Origin of the sequence: Luteolibacter sp. LG18 (genome assembly GCF_036322585.1) — a bacterium.
Lineage (GTDB): Bacteria > Verrucomicrobiota > Verrucomicrobiia > Verrucomicrobiales > Akkermansiaceae > Luteolibacter.
In genome coordinates, this window is sequence record NZ_AP024600.1 from 295787 (window position 1) to 314226 (window position 18440).

General features: G+C 66.0%; 15 protein-coding genes. 6 read left to right on the forward strand and 9 right to left on the reverse strand.

Features of this window, described 5'->3' with window-relative positions; all coding sequences use genetic code 11:
• Positions 1 to 345: 345 nt before the first annotated feature.
• The 5 genes from llg_RS01230 to gap form a co-directional block, all read right to left on the reverse strand.
• On the reverse strand, positions 346 to 516 hold the full coding sequence (locus llg_RS01230) for a hypothetical protein (RefSeq protein WP_338287691.1): 171 nt from the start codon (positions 514 to 516) through the stop codon (positions 346 to 348).
• A gap of 2 nt (positions 517 to 518) precedes the next feature.
• Positions 519 to 1292, reverse strand: coding sequence for a triose-phosphate isomerase (tpiA, locus tag llg_RS01235; protein WP_338287692.1), 774 nt, complete (start codon positions 1290 to 1292; stop codon positions 519 to 521).
• Positions 1293 to 1355: 63 nt separating this feature from the next.
• On the reverse strand, positions 1356 to 2549 hold the full coding sequence (locus llg_RS01240) for a phosphoglycerate kinase (protein ID WP_338287693.1): 1194 nt from the start codon (positions 2547 to 2549) through the stop codon (positions 1356 to 1358).
• Positions 2550 to 2583: 34 nt separating this feature from the next.
• The gene (locus llg_RS01245; RefSeq protein WP_338287694.1) at positions 2584 to 4686 is read right to left on the reverse strand and encodes a SpoIIE family protein phosphatase; all 2103 of its coding nucleotides are present in this window, start codon (positions 4684 to 4686) and stop codon (positions 2584 to 2586) included.
• Between the two features lie 130 nt (positions 4687 to 4816).
• Positions 4817 to 5863, reverse strand: a complete 1047-nt coding sequence (gap, locus tag llg_RS01250; protein WP_338287695.1) for a type I glyceraldehyde-3-phosphate dehydrogenase — start codon at positions 5861 to 5863, stop codon at positions 4817 to 4819.
• A gap of 241 nt (positions 5864 to 6104) precedes the next feature.
• Here gap and llg_RS01255 point away from each other — a divergent pair, with 241 nt between their 5' ends.
• The 5 genes from llg_RS01255 to llg_RS01275 all read left to right on the forward strand — a co-directional run bounded on the left by llg_RS01255 (position 6105) and on the right by llg_RS01275 (position 12062).
• A complete protein-coding gene (locus tag llg_RS01255) occupies positions 6105 to 6863 on the forward strand; it encodes a penicillin-binding transpeptidase domain-containing protein (protein ID WP_338287696.1) in 759 nt (252 codons plus the stop codon).
• Between the two features lie 113 nt (positions 6864 to 6976).
• Positions 6977 to 8176 (forward strand): glycosyltransferase family 4 protein, encoded by a 1200-nt coding sequence (locus llg_RS01260; protein WP_338287697.1) that lies wholly within the window; start codon positions 6977 to 6979, stop codon positions 8174 to 8176.
• Positions 8177 to 8221: 45 nt separating this feature from the next.
• Complete coding sequence (locus tag llg_RS01265; RefSeq protein WP_338287698.1) at positions 8222 to 9406, forward strand: glycosyltransferase; 1185 nt, start codon at positions 8222 to 8224, stop codon at positions 9404 to 9406.
• Positions 9403 to 10794, forward strand: a complete 1392-nt coding sequence (locus llg_RS01270) for a hypothetical protein (RefSeq protein ID WP_338287699.1) — start codon at positions 9403 to 9405, stop codon at positions 10792 to 10794. Before llg_RS01265 ends, llg_RS01270 begins: the two co-directional genes overlap by 4 nt.
• The gene (locus tag llg_RS01275) at positions 10749 to 12062 is read left to right on the forward strand and encodes a hypothetical protein (protein ID WP_338287700.1); all 1314 of its coding nucleotides are present in this window, start codon (positions 10749 to 10751) and stop codon (positions 12060 to 12062) included. The genes llg_RS01270 and llg_RS01275 overlap by 46 nt, the downstream gene beginning before the upstream one ends.
• On the opposite strand, the gene llg_RS01280 is transcribed toward llg_RS01275, so the two are convergent.
• Positions 12052 to 12432 (reverse strand): hypothetical protein, encoded by a 381-nt coding sequence (locus llg_RS01280; protein WP_338287701.1) that lies wholly within the window; start codon positions 12430 to 12432, stop codon positions 12052 to 12054. The two genes, llg_RS01275 and llg_RS01280, sit on opposite strands and share 11 nt — an antisense overlap.
• A gap of 113 nt (positions 12433 to 12545) precedes the next feature.
• Here llg_RS01280 and llg_RS01285 point away from each other — a divergent pair, with 113 nt between their 5' ends.
• A complete protein-coding gene (locus tag llg_RS01285) occupies positions 12546 to 13277 on the forward strand; it encodes a glycerophosphodiester phosphodiesterase family protein (protein WP_338287702.1) in 732 nt (243 codons plus the stop codon).
• 144 nt (positions 13278 to 13421) lie between these two features.
• Here llg_RS01285 and llg_RS01290 read toward each other — a convergent pair whose 3' ends face one another.
• From llg_RS01290 to llg_RS01300, 3 genes are read right to left on the reverse strand one after another with little or no spacing between them, the layout of a single operon-like run.
• The gene (locus llg_RS01290) at positions 13422 to 15440 is read right to left on the reverse strand and encodes a right-handed parallel beta-helix repeat-containing protein (protein WP_338287703.1); all 2019 of its coding nucleotides are present in this window, start codon (positions 15438 to 15440) and stop codon (positions 13422 to 13424) included.
• Positions 15437 to 16825: a hypothetical protein gene (locus llg_RS01295; protein WP_338287704.1), complete on the reverse strand. Its 1389-nt coding sequence runs from the start codon at positions 16823 to 16825 to the stop codon at positions 15437 to 15439. The genes llg_RS01290 and llg_RS01295 overlap by 4 nt, the downstream gene beginning before the upstream one ends.
• A 45-nt stretch (positions 16826 to 16870) precedes the next feature.
• Positions 16871 to 18394 carry an exopolysaccharide biosynthesis polyprenyl glycosylphosphotransferase gene (locus llg_RS01300; protein ID WP_338287705.1) on the reverse strand — a complete coding sequence of 508 codons (1524 nt, stop codon included), beginning with the start codon at positions 18392 to 18394 and terminating at the stop codon, positions 16871 to 16873.
• Positions 18395 to 18440: the final 46 nt, after the last annotated feature.

Here is an 18440-nt window from a genome sequence, read left to right on the forward strand (position 1 = left end):
CTCACCCAGCCTGTCCGGAAGATCGTTCCCGGCAGACCTCGATTGCCTTCTGCGACGCCTCTGCTGCCACCGGGTTCATCTCTCCAAGGGCAGCCCCCCAAACCTCCAGCGCCGCCAAGTTCCCGGGTTGGGTGAGATCCAGCCAAGCGGTTCTCACCCTCCCATTCGTCGATTGCCAAGGCGGAACCTCATGATCCTGCTCCTCGGCACGCACTCTCGAAAGCTCAAGCCAGCGCTCCCACAACGGGTCCGGCTGTCCATTCAAGGAAAGGTCCGACATCACCGGACTCCTACGGTTGCCGGATTGTAAATCCAGCAACCGGATCTTCCCTCTCCAATGATTCCTCAGAACCCCACCTGCGTATCGACCCCGATTTCCCCGTGGAGTTCAGGACCGCCCCGATGGGGCTCGGCGATCTGCTCGAGCGGATCCCCCGTCCCCCAGTCCTTGCCGGGGGTGGAGGCACAGGAAGCGAGCAAGGCCACGCCGAGCAGGACGAGAAGCGACCGGATCATGGTCACTTCTCTACCGTGCCGTTGTGGATGATGTCGAGGAAGCTCTGGGGATCGAGCGAGGCACCGCCGATGAGCGCGCCATCGATGTCCGGGCAGGCCATCAGCTCGGCGGCGTTGTTCGGCTTCACGCTGCCGCCATACTGGATGCGGACCTTGGCGGCGGTTTCCGGGCCGTAGATGTCCGCGATCACCGAGCGGACGAAAGCGTGGGCCTCCTGGGCCTGCTCGGAGGTGGCGGTGACGCCGGTGCCGATCGCCCAGACGGGCTCGTAGGCGACGACGGTTTCCGTCATGTCCTTTTCGGACAAGCCCTTGAGGCCTTCGGTGATCTGGGTGCGGAGCACGGACTCCAGCTTGCCGGCCTCGCGCTCCTGGAGCGTTTCGCCGATGCAGAAGATCGGGCGCAGGTTGGCCTCGCGGGCCTTCTTGAGCTTGGCGTTGATGACCTCGTCGGTCTCGCCGTAGATCGCGCGGCGCTCGCTGTGGCCGAGGATCACGTAGTGGACCAGCAGCTCACGGAGCATGACCACGCTGACCTCGCCGGTGTAGGCACCGGAGTCGAACTGCGAGCAGTTCTGCGCGGCGATGGCGATGCCGTGGTGGTTGTTCAACGCCTCCGCCGCCTTCGGCAGGGCGATGTAAGCCGGAGCGATCACCACATCGCAGGAAAAGGGCTGGTTCTGGATCTTGGAAAGGATGCTCTTCACAAAGTCTTCCGCTTCGGACGGACCTTTGTTCATCTTCCAGTTTGCGGCGAAAATCGGCTTGCGGCTCATACGGGGAAAGGGAGGCTTTTTCACGGGGGTGCGGGCCTTCGACGTGAAGGCCCGCGGAATCATTCAGGCAATCGAGAGCGCGGCGACGCCGGGCAGCTCCTTGCCTTCGAGAAGTTCGAGCGAGGCACCGCCACCGGTCGAAATGAAGGTCATCTTGTCGTCGAGGCCGAACTTGTTCACGGCCGTGACGGAGTCGCCGCCGCCGACGATCGTGACGCCGGTGCTGGCGGCCATCGCCTCGGCGATCGCCTTGGTGCCCTTGGCGAAGGAATCGAGCTCGAACACGCCCATCGGGCCGTTCCAGATCATGGTCTTGGCCTTGGCGACCTCGGCGGTGAACTCGTCGATCGCGACGTCGCCGATGTCGATGCCTTCCCAGCCTTCCGGGGTGAAGCCGCCCTTTTCATAGGGATCGGTGACCTGGGTCGTGGCGCCTTCCTTGAACTCCTGCGTCACGCGGGTGTCGGCCGGAAGCAGGAAGCTCACGCCCTTCTCCTTCGCGGTGGCGAGGATGCTGAGGGCGAGGTCGAGCTTGTCGGCTTCGACGCGGCTGTTGCCGGTCTGGTAGCCCTGGGCCTTGCGGAAGGTGTTCGCCATCGCACCGCCGATGATGAAGGCGTCCGCCTTCTCCATCAGGGCATTGATGACCTGGATCTTGTCGGACACCTTCGCGCCCCCCATGATCACGAGGAACGGACGCTCCGGGCTTTCCAGCTTGCCGACGAGGTATTCCAGCTCGCGCTCCATGAGGAAGCCCATGGCGCTCTTGGAAACGTAGTGGGTCACGCCTTCGGTGGAACCGTGGGCGCGGTGGGCGGTGCCGAAGGCATCGTTCACGAAAATTTCGGCGCTGCCGGCCAGCTCCTTGGCGAAGGCGGCGTCATTGGCTTCCTCCGCGGCGTGGTAGCGGGTGTTTTCCAGCAGCAGCACCTGGCCGGACTGGAGCGCGGCGCGGAGGGCGGCGGCATCGGCACCGATGCAATCCGGGGCGAGCTTCACCTCCTGGCCGAGGATCTCGGCGAGGCGGGCGGCGGCGGGAGCGAGCGAATACTTCGCTTCCGGGCCGGACGGGCGGCCGAGGTGGGAACAAAGCACGAGCTTCGCACCACCGGCGAGCAGGTGCTTGATCGAAGGCACTGCGGCCTGGATGCGGGTGTCATCGGTGATGACGCCGTCCTTGAGCGGGACGTTGAAGTCCACACGCATCAGGACTTCCTTGCCCTGTACATCGAGATCGCGGATCGAGAGTTTGGCCATGCGGGGCAAATCCCGCCCGAGCGCCCCCGCCAAGTCAAGCCCCGCGTGGCACCACCATCCCCCCGTTCCCGGCTTCCACGGCGACCAGGCACACATCGTCATCGTATTGCGCCCGCCGCTGGAAGGCCGTCACCTCGCAGACGATTTTCGCCGGCATGGCCGCCATCGGGCCGTCCAGCGCCTCATCGAAGCACTTCGCCAGCCGGTCGACCCCGAAGGCCTCCCCGGCCGGATTTTCCGCCTCCACCGCCCCATCCGTGTAGAGCAAAAAGACATCTCCCGTCCGCAGCGGGGACTCGGTGGTGTGGTAGGCGGCCCGCGGCATCAGCCCCAGCGCGGGCTGGCGGGGCGGATCGGCCCACAGCGGCTCGGGAGTCCGGCCGCTTCCACGGCGCACCCGCAGGGGTGCCGGATGCCCTGCCACCGCCCACGACACCTTGCCATTCCGGGTGTCCAGGATCAGGAAAAACGCCGTCACGAACAGGGTCTGGCCGCTGCGGGCGATCACCTCGTGCAGGTGCCGGTTCAGCTCGCTGAGAAACGCTCCCGGGTCCCGCGCCTGCTCGGTGCTGTTCCGCACCAGCGCCCGCAGGATCGCCGTCACCAGCGCCGACCGCGCTCCGTGGCCCATCACATCCGCGATCAGCACCCCGGCGCAATCGTCGCCCAATTCGATCAGGTCGAAAAAGTCACCGCCCACCGTCGAGGCCGGTTGGTAGAAATGCGCGAATTTCAGCCGCAGTGCGGCTTCCACCTCCGCCGGTGGCACGTCCGGATACCCGGAGGGCAGCAGGGCGTTCTGGAACTGCCGGGCCATCTCCAGATCCTCCTGAATCACCGAGGTCTTCGCCGAAACCTCCTCCTCCAGCTCGCGTTGGTAACGCAGCACCCGCGAGGTCATCACCGCCAGATCCCCGGCCAAGGCCTCCACCTCGTCGCCGGTCCGGATCGCCTGGATCCGCTGCAGATCCTCCTCCGCCGCGGCCCGCTTCGCCTTCACCACCGCCTCATCCGGACGATCGCCCTGATGCAGCCGCGCGGTGGCGGATATCGAGCGCGCGGCCCGTCCCAGCACCTCCAGCGGGGCGAGCACCTTCCGCCGGATGAAGGCAAACCCCGCCAGCGCGCACAGCCCGACCAGCAGCGCCGAGCCGACACCCACCCACGCCAGATTCCTTCGCAGCGGAGCCACCACCTCGTCCCTGCGTGACGAAAAAATCACGTAGCCACCGGGCTTTCCACCCTCCTCACCCAGCTTCATGAACCCGCACAGCCGGGACTCCCCGGCCTCCTCCCGCCGCACCGTACCGCTGCGGCCGCCCTTGGTGATTTCCCACAGCGTGTCGGCATCGACCGATTCCTTCAGCGAGACAAAGCCACTCCGAGAGCTGGCCAGGATCCGCCCGTCCGGCAGCACGATTTCCCAGCGTTCGCCCTTCGCCTCGCCATCGAATCCCAGCGTCCGGAACAGCGAGGTGATGTCCACCGACATCTTCGCGACCCCGGCGAAGGCCGCGCCATCGTAAAGCGGCACCACCACGTCCTGGGAAAACACCCGCGAGCTCTCGTCGAACTCCAGCACATCCGTCCAGACCTGCCCCTTCGGCAGCGCCCGCCCCTTTTGCCACCACGCCTCGTCCGCCTGGTCGTAGTCGCTGGTCTTCTCATTGGTGGCCACCAGCCGACCCTCCTTGTCGGTCACCAGCGCCTCGGCCACCTCCGGGTGGATCGCCAGGAACTCCCGCAGGCTATCCGCGCCGCGGTTCCGGATCGTCGCCTGGATGCGCGGCTCGTTCACGTCCCACGACGGCCACGAGGCATCGATGCTCCGTGTTTCCTCCCGCACCTCGCGGATGTCCCGGCTGGAAAGCTCGCGGTTCTTTGCCGTGAGGAACTCCACCAGCGCGGCATCCGCGTCCTGCCAGGTGGCGAAGAGCTTACCCTCCTCGTTCGAGGCCTGCTGGATCGCCTGCACCAGCGTCAGCGCCTCCATCTGGTGCATCTTCCCGCGCTCCCGCACCATCCCCCGGTAGGCGATGGTTTCCAGCACGATCAGCCCCACCACCAGCGGCACCGCCGCGGCGATCAACAGCGCCGCAACGAACTTCCCACGCAATCCGGGCAGATGGAACCTCATCGTTGCCATCTAACACGCTTCCGGCCCTCCTCGCCAGAACCATTTGCTTTTCGCAAGCCCTCTTGTGGAACGCAAAAACGGCGACCCGGAGCACCGGACCGCCGTTTTGAAATCAGGCGTCAGCCGGGGATCAGAGACCCTTCTTGACGACGTCGAAGAGGAGGTTGATCACGCGGTTGGAGTAGCCCCACTCGTTGTCGTACCAGCTCACGAGCTTGAAGAACGTGGAGTTCAGCTCGATGGAGGAACCGGCGTCGAAGATCGAGGAGTGGTTGTCGTGGATGAAGTCGGTGGAGACGACCTCGTCCTCGGTGTAGGCGAGGATGCCGTTGAGGTAGGTGTCGGCGGCCTTCTTCATGGCGGCCTTGATCTCGGCGAGCGAGGTTTCCTTGGTCGTCTTCACGGTGAGGTCCACCACGGAAACGGTCGGGGTCGGCACGCGGAAGGACATGCCGGTGAGCTTGCCCTTCACTTCCGGGCACACGAGGGCGACAGCCTTGGCGGCGCCGGTCGTGGACGGGATGATGTTGATCGCGGCGGAGCGGCCACCCTTCCAGTCCTTCTTGGACGGGCCGTCCACCGTCTTCTGGGTGGCGGTGTAGGAGTGGACGGTGGTCATGAGACCTTCCTCGATGCCGAAACCTTCCTTGAGGAGGACGTGCACCAGCGGGGCGAGGCAGTTGGTGGTGCAGCTCGCGTTGGAGATGATGTGGTGCTTGGACGGATCGTACTGATCGTCGTTGACGCCCACCACGAAGGTCGCGTCTTCACCGGAAGCCGGGGCGGAGATGATCACCTTCTTGGCACCGGCGACGATGTGGCCCTTGGCCTTGTCAGCGGCGGTGAAGAGACCGGTGGACTCGATGACGACCTCGACACCGAGTTCCTTCCAGGGAAGGCCATCCGGGGTGCGGGCGCTCACGACCTTGATGTCGTGGCCGTTGACCACGAGCACGTCGTCTTCTTCCAGCTCCGGGGAGGACTTCTTGGAGGAAACGGTGCCGGCGAACTTGCCCTGCGTGGAGTCGTACTTGAGCAGGTAGGCGAGGTTGTCGGCCGGCACGATGTCACCCACGGCGACGACGTTGAAGGTGCTGCCGAGGTGGCCCTGCTCGACGAGGGCGCGGAACACGAGGCGGCCGATGCGCCCGAAGCCGTTGATGGCGATGGTGGTCATGGTGTGTAGGGTGCCTTGCGGCAATTGGGAGGCGATGCGATGAGCGAACCCCAATGGCCCGCCCGGCCGGGCGATTATGCAAGCAGCCCGCATGCCGTCAAGCAGGGGTGAAGAGCCGATTTTTCAATCGTCCTCGGCCCCGAAATTCACGCGATCCCGCTTGTTTTGGGGTTTTTCGACCGTATCGGGTCCAAGAATGTGGCGTGTTCTCGCATTTTCCTGCGTTTTGTTGTTTCCGGCGATGGCCTTTCCTAACGAAGTCGTCACCGCGGAACCCGTGCTTCAGAACCTCGCGTCCCTGGAAGCCCCTTTCCGAAAGGAATCCCTCACCGGCACCTTCGTGTTCGGGGACCCTGCGACCGGTCCCCTGAAGGTCTGGAACCCCGCCCGGGCAAAGAAACGCGAGATCCCGGCCTCCACCTTCAAGATCGCGAACACCGTCATCGGACTGGAGACCGGAGCCGTCAAAACCATCGACGAAGTGCTGCCCTACGGCGGCAAACCGCAGTGGATGAAGGAATGGGAGCACGACATGCCACTGCGCGAAGCGATGCCGCTGTCCGCCGTGCCCATTTATCAGGAACTGGCGCGGCGGGTGGGCCTGGAGCGGATGCAGGCCTCGGTGACGAAACTCCACTATGGAAACGGCCGGATCGGCCAAGTGGTCGACCGCTTCTGGCTCGATGGCCCGCTGGAAATCTCGCCGGTGGAGCAGGTCGATTTCCTCGGCCGCCTGCTGCGCGGGCAGCTCCCGGTTTCCGATGCCGCCGTGGCCGGGGTGAAGGAGATCCTCCCGAAAACCGCGCTCGGCACCGCCACCGTCCGCTACAAGACCGGCTGGTCCACCAACAGCAAGCCCCAGCTCGGCTGGCTGGTGGGGTGGCTGGAAACCGCAGACGGGAAAACGACGCCCTTCGCCCTCAACATCGACATGCCCACCCAGGATCTGGCGGCCAAGCGGCTGCCGCTCGCGCTGGCCTGCCTGGAGATTGCGAAATAACGGGCCAAGTCCGGTAACGTCTTCCCGTAGGATTGCGCCGGATCGCCCGCGCGCGTTAAATGGAAGGCGGATGGCTCACTTCCCCCAACCCGGAGCCGTTCTCCCCCCCTTGCATGAGAATCCTGATCCACGACTACGCCGGTCACGCTTTTCCGACCGCGCTGAGCCGAGAGCTGGCCGCGCGCGGACATGAGGTCGCGCACGTGTTCGCCAGCGACCTGCAAACCCCGCGTGGAGATCTGAAACGCCGGGACACGGACGCGCCCGGGCTGGCGTTCCATGAGATCCCGATGGATCCGGATTATCCGCGCTACAAGTACTCCTTCCTCCGCCGCCGCAGCATGGAGATCGGCTACGGCAAGCGCGCCGCCGCCTTCATCCGCGAGTGGAAACCGGACGCCGTCCTTTCCGGCAACACCCCCACCGAGGTCCAGGAGCCGATCACCCGCGCCACCCTCGCCGCAGGCGGCCGCTTCTACTACTGGCTCCAGGACTTCTACAGCCTGGCGGTGGACAAGCTGCTGCGGAAAAAGATGCCGGGCATCGGCCATGCCGTGGGCGCGTGGTACCGGTTCCTGGAAGGACGCCAATTCCGCCGCAGCTCGCGAATCGTGGCGATCACCGGCGACTTCGGTCCGATCCTCGCCGGGGAATTCGGCGTGGCTCCGAACCGGGTGGCGGTGGTGCCGAACTGGGCCCTCATCGAGGAGCTGCCGATGCACGACAAGGACAACGCCTGGGCGCGCCGCCACGATCTCCACGACAAGTTCGTCTACCTCTACTCCGGCACCATCGGGATGAAACACAACCCGGCGCTGATCCTGGAGCTGGCTAGGAAATTTTCCGGCGACCCGAAGGTGCGCGTGGTGGTGGTGTCCGAGGGCATCGGCGCGGAATGGCTGAGGAAGGAAGCCGGAGACACGCTGCCGAACCTGGTGATCCTGCCCTACCAACCCTTCGCCGAGCTGCCACAGGTGCTGGCCACCGGCGACGTGCTGGTGGGCATCCTGGAACCGGCCGCGGGCACCTTCTCGGTGCCCTCGAAAACCCTCAGCTACCTCTGCGCCGGCCGGCCGCTGCTGCTGGCCGTGCCGCACGACAACCTGGCCGCCCGCATCACCCGCGACGAGGGCGCGGGGGTGACCGTGGAGCCGCATGATCTCGACGGATTTATCTCGGCAGCAGGCACCCTCCTAACAGATACTCCACGCCGCGTGGAAACCGGGCGCAATGCCCGCGCCTACGCCGAAAAGACTTTTTCCATCGGCCCCACGGCCACCACCTTCGAGGCGATCCTCGCGAAACAGGCCTGACGGTTCCGCGGCGGCACGCCACCACCTTCAGCCACCCGACTCCCGATGCGCTGCCTCTGGATCACCCGACAGGACCCGCGCCCTTCCGACAGCGGCGAGTTGATCTACACCCGCGGCCTGCTGCGCGCCCTTTCCGCCCATCCGGGATTCAAGGTCACGGTGCTGGCCCACCGCGCCGCCACCACACCGGAGGAACCGCCCGATCCGAAGCTGCGCTGGGAACTCCACGGCTGGATTCCAAAGGGCCGTCTCGGCGGACTGTTCTCCCGCCTGCCGAGCGACGCCTGGCGGCTGGGCAATTTCACGATGCGGGACAGCCTCGAGACGCTCTCCGAGGAAGGCCACTGGGACTGGGTCATCATCGACCAGGCCGCCTGCGGCTGGGTGCTGAAACACCTGCCCGAGCCCGGACGCCCGAAGGTCGCCTACCTGGCCCACAACCACGAGGCGACCGTGCGCAAGCAGGTGGCTTCGGAACGCGGCGGCTCGCCCCCGTTCCGCGCCGCGCTCGCGTGGGATGCCTGGAAATACGCCCGGCTGGAACGCGCGGTCTGCGAACGCGCCGACCTCATCAGCGCGATCACCCCGCGGGATGAGGCCCTCTTCAAGCGCGAGTTTCCGTCGAAGCCCACCATCTGCCTGCCGCCCGGCTACAAGGGCCCGATGGTGGAAACCCCGCCACCGATCGTGAAGGGCAGCCCACGTCGCGTGGTGCTGGCGGGAGCCTTCGAATGGCTGGCGAAGCGACGGAACCTCGAAATGTTCCTCGCCGCGGCGGATGGCCCGTTCCGCCATCACAACATCCACTTCGTGGTCGCAGGGAAGGCCGATCCCGCCTATTTCGCCGCCTTGGGCAAACGGTATCCGTGGGCGGAGTTCCACGCCAACGTGCCCTCGATGGACAAATACCTGTCCAACGCCCGCATCGGACTGATCCCGGAAGCACTCGGTGGCGGCTTCAAGCTGAAGGCGCTCGACTACATCTTCCGCGGGCTTCCCATCGCCGCGCTGGAACCCGCGCTCAGCGGGCTGCCGGTCGATCCCGGCCAGGACGCCATCGTGGCGCGGACCCCGGCCGACCTCGCGAACGTGGTGGCCGCGCGCATCGACGACCTGGAATTTCTCAACGCCGCCGCGGCCCGGGCCTTGTTCGCCTGCCGCGCGGCTTTCCATTGGGAGGACCGGGGTTCAACCCTGGCCCATGCCTTGGAGGATCTCGCCACGCGATGAATGATGCCGCCACCATCGGGGACGATCCGGTCCGGGTGCCCGCCGCCGCCAGCGCGGGGCGGGTGGAGCTGTGGCTGTGGGTCTTCATGCTCTCCTTCGCCCTGGACTACCGCGCCGATGAAGCGCGCGCCGAAGGAGCCGGAGCCGGTCTCGACCAGCTCGTGTTCCTCGGTTTGTCCGGGCTCTCGACACTGGCGATCCTGTGGCACGGCTGGCGTCATCTGCTGACCCGCCCGGGCGCGTGGACGCTCCTGATGTGGGGCGCGTTCCTGTGCTTCATGCTGGGCAATGCCTTTCTCCAAGGCGTGGCACCGGGACACTCGCTGCGGATCATCCTGCCGCTGGTGCTGTGCCTCTGCGGGATGATGAACTCCCACATCGCGGGCTGCCTGGGGATCACGCCCTCACGCATCGTCGCTCCAGTGTTCGTCGCCGCATGCACCAACATCTGCTGGCGGATCGCCCAGGGCTTCCTCTTCAAGGGCGTGACCTTGGACACCGTGCGGGTGGAGGTCCAGAGCTCGGCGAACAACTGGCTGGCGGCGTGGATCGGCTGCTGCGTGCTGCTGCGGCGTGGTTTCGACTGGCGGCTGCTGGTCGGCTGCGGGGTGCTGTTCACCGGGATCTTCATCACCGTGACGCGCTCGCTGCTGTTTCCCGTGATCGCCTCGGCGCTCGCGGTTTCCCTCTGCTACCTGATCGGGATAGCGTGGGGGCTGTTCCGCGCCCGCGAGATCCCGCGCCGGTTGATGCCGGTGGCCGTGGCAGGAGGGTTGGTCGTGCTCGGCGTGGCGGCGATGTTCGTGGTGGAGCCCACGTTGGTGGAGCGCTGGAACGAGCGCCTGTTCCACCACGCCTCGGACCGCAATGTGAAGTCCGACATCTCCTACCTCACCCGCCGCGCCGAGGCCGATGCGATCCTCCACATCCTGAACAAGGATCCGGTCCACTACCTCCACGGCAAGGGCATCGGCGCGACGTATTACTGGGACCCCGCCTACATGCCGGAGATCCATCTGGTCTACCCGGTGGAAATGGAGCTGGGCCACGAGGTGTGGTTCGCCGGCCACTCGTTGTGGACCTACGCGCTGTTCTCCGGTGGCGTGATCGGAGTGGGTGCCTACCTGCTGCTGCTCGGCAGCACCATGTTCGCCAGTCTGCGGGCCGCCCGCGCCAATGCTTCCGATCCCGGCCCGGACCAATGGCTGGCGTTCCTGCCCTTCGTGGCGGTGCTGTGCCTGGTGAGCGAAAGCGTCACCTCGAATCCCTTCGACGAGCGCCTCGCCGCGATCATCTTCGGCGTCATGGCCGGTCTGCCGCAGGCCTTCATGGTGCGCGCGTCATGGATCCACGCCGCGCAAACACCACCTCCAGCCTCACTCCGATGAACGCGCACGCCGGACCACCGCCGACCATCGCCTTGATCGACCCGCTGTGGTACGGGCACCACCCGATGTATTTCGCGCAGTTCACGACGTCGTTCCTGAAAGCGGGGGCCCGTGTGATCGGGCTGTGCCCCGAACCCGCCGAAGCCACCGCCGACGCGATCACCGCGGCGGCCTTCCGCGGCATCCCGGATGCAGCGGAACGCATCTCGATGCACCACCTCCCGGCCGGAAAACGGAGCTGGTTCGGCAACCGCTTCGAAGGCGACCCATGGCGCACCTTCCAACGGTGGCGGCGGGCCGCGAATGCCCTGGACGAGGCCGAGGCGCTGACCCGTTGGCACGCGGATTTGGTCTACTTCCCCTACCTCGACAGCTACCTGCGGTTCCTGCCCGTCGCCCAGGTGCCCGCCACCACCTTCGGTCGACCGTGGAGCGGCCTCTACCTCCGCAACCACCATCACGCGGAGCCTCCCTCGCCCAAGCGCCAGCTCCGGTTTCTCGCCAAGGGCGACGCCCTGATGCGGAGCGACCTTTGCCGCGGCATCGGCGTGCTGGACGAACGCTTCAACGGCTCGCTGGAAGCCTACACCGGCCAACCCGTCGTTTCCTATCCGGACGCAACCAACACCGAGATCACCCCGGAGCCCACCGCGCTCGCCCGCACCGTGCTCGCCGAGGCCCGAGGGCGGAAAATCATCGGCCTGATCGGGCTGGAAAAGCGCAAGGGCCTGCTCACGCTGCTGAAGGTGGCGGTGGAGGCGGATCGCTTGAAGCTGCCCTGGTTCTTCGTCTGTGGCGGTGTCTTCGGCCGCCACCTTTTCCAGCCGGACGAGCAGGCGTTCATCGATGGCATCGTGGCGCGGGTCCAATCGGGCGGGCTGGACAACCTCCACTTCGACCCCGCGGCGAAGCGGATCGGCACCGATGCGGAGTTCAACTCGCTGTTCTCCACCTTCAACATCGCCTGGACCGCCTACGAGGGCTTCGAGGGCAGCAGCGGCGCGCTGACCAAGGCCGCCGAGTTCAACATCCCGTCCCTGGCCACGGCGGGCGAATGCATCGGCGCGCGGGTGGAACGCCACCGCATCGGGCTGGCAATCCCGGAGGGCGATCCGACCAAGGCGCTGGAGGCAATCCGGAGGATCTTCGAAGCAAAGGATTGGGACGACCGCCCGTTGAACCCCGACTACGAGACTTATCGTAGCGAACACAACCTTGCCCGCCTCGACACCATCCTCGCCGCACTGGTGGCTGGAGTTATTCCTTGAGGCGGAACTCCTTCACCATCCGCCGCGGCACCACGATCTCCTTCCGGGTCATCACCCCGCTCGCGTCCCGGAACGGGATCGAGACGACCAGCTCGGTGGCACCGATCGTCTTCAGGTATCCGGTGACCATCTGCCCGGCGGCAGTTTCCACGATCATCTCCGGGGCCGCCGCGCCGCCATCGAGCGCCGAGGCGCTACCATAGACCAGGATCGCGCAGGTTTCCCCGGCGGAGGACGATTTGAGATCGTTCAGCGCGACCGCCCGGTAGCGCCCGATGTCCTCGGCGGTGGGGCGCGTGAACTTGGCCGGATCCTTGCACGAGGACAACGGCAGGACGGCGGCGAGCACCAGCCAGGGAAGTCGTTTCATGACCATGCGCCGGTTCACCGGCTTCCCACCGGTAGCAAAGGACCCGTTGAAAATCAAGCGGCCGGAATTTGACCGGCTTGCGGGCCGGGCGGTTGATGTTAGAGTGGAGTGTCATGCCCCGCCCCCTGTTCATCGCCCACCGCGGGGCCTCGGACGCCGCCCCCGAGAACACCCTGGCCGCCTTCCGCAAGGCGTGGGAAGAAGGGGCTGACGGCATCGAGGGGGATTTTCGGGTCACCGTCGACGGGCAGGTGATCTGCATCCACGACGCGGACACCAAGCGCACCGCCGGGATCAAGCACCGGGTGGAACGCTGCCACTGGAAAACGCTGGCGGGCCTCGACGTCGGTTCGTGGAAGGGCAAACGGTTCGCCGGGGAACGGATTCCGCTGCTAACGGAGGTGTTGGAAATTCTCCCCCCGGGAAAGCGGCTGTTCATCGAAATCAAATCCCGGCTGCGGATCATCGAGCCGCTGAAACAGGTCCTGAGCCAACATGGTGCGGATCCGAAGCAGGTCGTGCTCATGGCCTTCGATCCGGTGATCGTTTCGGCCTGCCGGGAAGCGATGCCCTCGTTCGAAAGCCACCTGATCCACTCGCTCAAGGGCATCTCGAAACCCGCCCGGGCCGCCGCCTACGCCAGCGAGTTCGAACGCTGCGGGGCCCAGGGCCTCCAGTTCGATTGCCGCGCGCCGGTGTCCGCGGAATGGCTCGCGTCGCTGGACTGCCCGCTCACCTCGTGGACCGTCAATGACATGAAAACCGCCCGCAAGGTCCTCGCGCTCGGCGTCGATCACCTCACCACCAACAAGCCCGCGAAGCTGAGGGAGGCTCTGGGAGAGTAGCTGAAAGCTTTGCTTTCAGAATGTAGGGGGAAGCTCTGCTTTCCCTCTTCGGGGGAAGGAGATCGTTTGGCCTGACCGCCACCGCCAACTGGAGCTGGCGGAGACACTCCGAAAGCGGAGCTTCCGGCTACATTCTCCGCTCCTTCACTCCCGCCAATCATCCAAGATCTCTCCCGCCCAATCCGGCAGTCCCTCGATGGAGAGCAAGCCATCCACCGCCTCCGCCGTAATGGCCTGCACCATATTATCCGCGGCATGGACATGGCCGGGCTCGCCGCCCTCGATTCTCAGCAGTCCATAGGGCAGCGGGACCGAACTCGTGAGCGCCAGATTCCCCGCCACCACGATGCCCGCAGGATGCACCGGGTCCTCGGTTTCGAAATTGGCCAGTTCGGGATACTCTTGGAACGCCGGATCGGCGGCGGGCCCCTCAAGCGCCAGGGTCCATTTCCGCTGGTAGTCCGGCAATTGATCCGCCGCCCAGGTGGCGAACAGGAACGCCGTTTCACAGGGCACCGGACAATCGAGGAACAGGTTCCGCTCGACCCGGTTGTAGCCACCGCCATGGATCATCACGGTCCAGTCGTCGCCACCCGCCCCGACGTTCCGGAACAGGTTGCCGTGGACCGTCACGCCCATCGTGGCGTTGTCGAGATACACCGCGGAGCGGCTGCCACCGGCTCGGCCGATGTCATCGAAGAAGTTCCCCTCGATCACCGTCCCGCGCCGCAGCGGGTTCTCGCCGAGGTTCAGATACACCGCGCCCATGTCCCGGAAATCGGTGCAGGTGCGGCGGAACAGGTTGTCCGCGATCAGGAAGTCGTTTCCCTTCGCCTCGATCGCCAGGTGGGGAAGATCGACGAACTGGCAATCGGTGACCTGATGCGCCACGCCATCGAGCTCCACCGATGCGTTGAAGACGTGCGACCACCACGCGTTCCGCTGGAACAGGCAGCGGTTGACCTCGCTTCCCGACGGCGTCAGCTCCACCGGATCGCCGCCGGTCAGGCGCAGGCCCGCGCCACCGCAGGCTTCGAAACGGCAGTCGCTGATGTGGATGTCCTCTCCCTCGGCCACCAACCCGTCGCCCCCATTGCGGCGGAACGTCGTGTCCCGGATCGTGATGTCCGAACTGGCCTCGACCTGCATCAGCCCGTCCCGAGCACCTTCCAGGACCATGCCTTGCAGCGTGAACCCGGTGGCAGATTTCACCCGCACCAGAGGCCCCGGTGTCCACAGGACCGAGGCGGAGGATTTCCACGCATCACCCGCTTCGGGCGGGAGCAACAGCAGCCGCCGCTTGGTGGTATCGATGCAATACTCGCCGGGCACACTGATCTCCGAGACCGCATTCACCACCCGGAAGCCGGGATGCAGCCACGCGTCCCCCAGCAGGCCGCTGACCTCGCCATTCGCCAAGGTGACGGTGCTGGTGAGCCGGTTGACCTTGCTGATCCGGTTGAAGCTCCATTCCCAATCGTAGCCGAAAATGCCGTCCACCCACAGGTTCTTCTCCTTGCCCCAGGCGGTGAGGCGATCGGACCCAAAACGGAAGGTCCCGCCACGGCGGTAAAAATCGCGCGCGCCCTCGCCATCGCGGGTCGGACCGGCATCGACGATCGCCGCGGGCTTCACCGTGCCGTTGTCCGGCCAAGCTGCCAATGGCATGGCGTTCCCGCCGATGAACAGCAGCGCCGGCGGCGTCTCACGCACCTCGGCGACATTGAAACCGCGGCGACTCAGCCGACCGGCATCCCCGCTGGCGATCTGGGAATAGGCCACCTGCACGACCTTCGCCTTCACCTCGGGCCGGAGCATCGCAGCCGTGGCCGCATCCAGCTTCTTCCATGCGGCCTGGGGGATTGCCCGGAAACCGCTCAAAATCGCTCCCGGCTCCCCGCGGAGCGTGAGCCGTCCTTGCGCATCCGAGGCGAGGTTCGCCCCGATCTCCAGGGTCGAGGTTACCGGATAATTGCCCGCGTGCAGCACGATCTCGGCGTCGCCAGGCGCACGCTTCGCCGCCCGACTGAACGCCTCTCCCACGGTAGCGAGCGGGGCCGTGTCCGTGCCCGCGGCCTGGTTGTTGCCACCGGGTGCCACCACCCACGTCGCGGCCATGGCGGGAGCGACCAGCAGCAAACAAGCCGGAGCGAAGCGGATCATGCGGGACGAGGGGGAGAAGCGGGCACCGGTTCGGACCGGCGCAGCACGCGCGCGACCATGACCGGCAGAATCCGGCCTGTCATCAGAAACAACACCCCGCCCATCGCCAGCAGCATCGCGTTGAGGCCGCCAAAATGCAGTCCCAGCCACGCCGCCACGGCCACCACGGCGGACTCCAGCAACTGGATCCGTGCCATCCGCCCGACTTGGCCGGTGCCGATCATCAACGTGTGGTTCAGGTGCCGCCAGATGTGCGCCAGGAAATAGAACGCGTAGCAAGCGAACACGCCGTGACCGATCCCCGCGAACTCCGGGCCCAGCCACCAGGGGAACACCCACGGCCCCAGGGCCACCAGCCCCGCCGCCGAGGCCAGCGCGAAGCCACCGCCAAAGCGATAGAGCCGACCCGCCGCGCGCCGCGCCCAGCCCACGTCCTCGCGGGCCAATGCCTCCGCCACCGCGGGCCACGTGGGCGTGCTGATCATCAGCACGAAGCCCGCCTGCATGATCGTGAGGCTGATGAAAACGCCGTAGAGCGCCACCGCCGCCGGTCCGCCATCATGGCCCACCATCCAGCCCACCACGTTGTATTCGACCACGCCGGTGATCAGGCAGCAGGTGGAAAACGCGAGGCCGTCCCCCATCAACAACCGCGCCATTCCCGGCCGGAACCACTTCCACGAGGGCATCACCTCCGGATGCTTCCGCCACAACAGCCCGGTGTTTACCAGCTTCGCGAGCGCGAGTGAACCATGGATCGCCAACACCAGAAACCAGACCTGTGGCATGAACCGGACGCCAATCCCCACCGCCAGCGCGGCGAGCACATTGCCCGCTGCCCCACAGGCATTGGTGGTCGCAATCTCCAGATAACCCTCACGGATGCGCTCCGTGAGATTCAACAGGAACACCAACAGGAACAACCCGAGCCCGGCCCACAAGGCCGGCCGCAACACGCCCTCTTGCCCCGCGAATGCCTCCCCATACAAATTCGCCACCGGCATGAACGACAGCACCGCGGACGCCACTAGGCCGACCACCAGCGCCACCGCCACCATCACGAAAAACGCGGTCGAGGCCAGCGCGCGTGCCTGATCCCGGTCCGCGGACGCCGAGGCCTTCGCCAGTCCGTGCGCGAGTGCCGGCCCGACCCCGACCTCGAACAACGACACCGTGGTCAACGTCAGCGTGACACTGGTGTAGATCCCGAACTCCGCGCGCCCCAGCACGCGGACCGCGATCGGGATCGCCAGCAACTGCAATCCCGCCGTGCCCGCCTTCGACAGCAACGACGTCGCGACCGCGAGACGGATCGAGCGGTCGCGGCGACGGACATGGCTGGCGTCGGGGGAGATCTCCATCGGCGGGTTTCCGGCGGACTGCATGGTCTTACAGGATTCAGGCAGGTCCGGAAACCCCCGTTTTCACGGTCAGCAAGCCCCTTTCCGATTCACGAAAGTCCGGATCAGGATCTGGAAATCGAGGAGGAAGTTCCAGTTCTCGATGTAGTCGAGGTCGAACTTGATGCGCTCGCGCAGGCAGGTGTCGCCGCGCAGGCCATTGACCTGCGCCCAACCGGTGACCCCCGGCTTGATGTTGTGGCGGACATTGTAGTGCGGGATCTCTTCCTTGAAGCCCTCGATCAGCTCCGGGCGCTCGGGACGCGGGCCGACGAGACTCATGTCGCCCCGCAGCACGTTCCAGAACTGCGGCAGCTCGTCGATGTTCCACTCGCGCATGAACTTGCCCACGCGCAGGCGGCGAGGGTCGTCCTTCACGGTCCAGCCGGGAGCCCCGGAGGCCTCGGCGTCGAGCTTCATGCTGCGGATCTTCAGGATCTCGAATGGCTTGCCATTCAGACCGATGCGACGCTGGCGGTAGATCACCGGCCCGCGGGACTCGAGGCGCACCATCAGACAGAAGAACGCGACGATCGGCGCGGACATCAGCAAGCCGACCATCGCCCCGAAGATGTCGACGGTCCGCTTCAGCGCGTTGTTGAACGCGTGGTGCAGCGGCAGCTTGCCCACCCCGAGCACCGGCATGCCGTGGAAACTCTCGAGCTGGAGCCCGGAGACGAGGATCTGGAAGCAGTTCGGCACCAGCTTGAAGTCGACGAACTCCTTGCCGCAGCACTCGGCCAGAGAGACCATCTGGCCGCGGTCGAGCACCCCGTCGACCGCCATCACCAGATCCGCACCGGATTCGCGCAGCACCGGCCGCAGGTCGTGGTAGCCGCCGAGCACGGGAACATCCTCGGGCGGCTGCACTTCGAGACCACCCCCCGGAGGTGCGATCACTCCGACCACCGCCATGCGCTGGGCACGGCCTTCCGTGAGGCGGGCCACCGCACGCGCACACTCCTCGTTCCAGCCGACGAAGACCGCCTTCTGGCGCAGCGCGTCCGCGAACGACTCGCGGCGCAGCACGCAGTAGAGGAACCAACGCCAGCCCATGAGCAGGCCCATGGCGATCACGCAGCCGATGCCGCAATAGATGCGGCTGATCGCGGGATCGATCTTGAACACCAGAGCCAGCGCGAGGAACCCGATGAACCAAATCACGCAGGACTTCACGATCACGCTGAACGTGCGGCGGATCGCGAGGTAATTGCGCGGATCATGCAGGCGGAAGTTCGCGAGCAGGAACATCATCAGCGCGCTGCCGAACACGACGTGTCCGAGGTAGGCGCGAAGGTCCATGCCACCGGGGTGATCGACACCGATGTGCTTGAGACCGGTTTCAAACCGGACGAGGTACGCTGCCACCAGGGCCAGAATCACGACACCCGCGTCACCCAGGAAGCTGATGGCAACCAGCTTCTGGTGGGCGACCCAAGGTCTCTGGCGATGTCGGAGGGTGTAACTGCCGTTGGTTTGTGTGGCTATCCTAGTTTCCGGGGCAACAGCCAGGGGGGGCTGCACCACGGGAATCGCAGGGGGGATGCGGTTCATGGTTTGGGGGGATGGGGGGATGACGCAGGGACGCCCGCTCCCCGGC

Excerpts from the sequence above, each read along its gene's own strand:
- llg_RS01230 (WP_338287691.1), bottom strand. The coding sequence starts at position 516 with ATGATCCGGTCGCTTCTCGTCCTGCTCGGCGTGGCCTTGCTCGCTTCC.
- tpiA (WP_338287692.1), bottom strand. The coding sequence starts at position 1,292 with ATGAGCCGCAAGCCGATTTTCGCCGCAAACTGGAAGATGAACAAAGGT.
- llg_RS01240 (WP_338287693.1), bottom strand. The coding sequence starts at position 2,549 with ATGGCCAAACTCTCGATCCGCGATCTCGATGTACAGGGCAAGGAAGTC.
- llg_RS01245 (WP_338287694.1), bottom strand. The coding sequence starts at position 4,686 with ATGAGGTTCCATCTGCCCGGATTGCGTGGGAAGTTCGTTGCGGCGCTG.
- gap (WP_338287695.1), bottom strand. The coding sequence starts at position 5,863 with ATGACCACCATCGCCATCAACGGCTTCGGGCGCATCGGCCGCCTCGTG.
- llg_RS01255 (WP_338287696.1), top strand. The coding sequence starts at position 6,105 with ATGGCCTTTCCTAACGAAGTCGTCACCGCGGAACCCGTGCTTCAGAAC.
- llg_RS01260 (WP_338287697.1), top strand. The coding sequence starts at position 6,977 with ATGAGAATCCTGATCCACGACTACGCCGGTCACGCTTTTCCGACCGCG.
- llg_RS01265 (WP_338287698.1), top strand. The coding sequence starts at position 8,222 with ATGCGCTGCCTCTGGATCACCCGACAGGACCCGCGCCCTTCCGACAGC.
- llg_RS01270 (WP_338287699.1), top strand. The coding sequence starts at position 9,403 with ATGAATGATGCCGCCACCATCGGGGACGATCCGGTCCGGGTGCCCGCC.
- llg_RS01275 (WP_338287700.1), top strand. The coding sequence starts at position 10,749 with ATGGATCCACGCCGCGCAAACACCACCTCCAGCCTCACTCCGATGAAC.
- llg_RS01280 (WP_338287701.1), bottom strand. The coding sequence starts at position 12,432 with ATGAAACGACTTCCCTGGCTGGTGCTCGCCGCCGTCCTGCCGTTGTCC.
- llg_RS01285 (WP_338287702.1), top strand. The coding sequence starts at position 12,546 with ATGCCCCGCCCCCTGTTCATCGCCCACCGCGGGGCCTCGGACGCCGCC.
- llg_RS01290 (WP_338287703.1), bottom strand. The coding sequence starts at position 15,440 with ATGATCCGCTTCGCTCCGGCTTGTTTGCTGCTGGTCGCTCCCGCCATG.
- llg_RS01295 (WP_338287704.1), bottom strand. The coding sequence starts at position 16,825 with ATGCAGTCCGCCGGAAACCCGCCGATGGAGATCTCCCCCGACGCCAGC.
- llg_RS01300 (WP_338287705.1), bottom strand. The coding sequence starts at position 18,394 with ATGAACCGCATCCCCCCTGCGATTCCCGTGGTGCAGCCCCCCCTGGCT.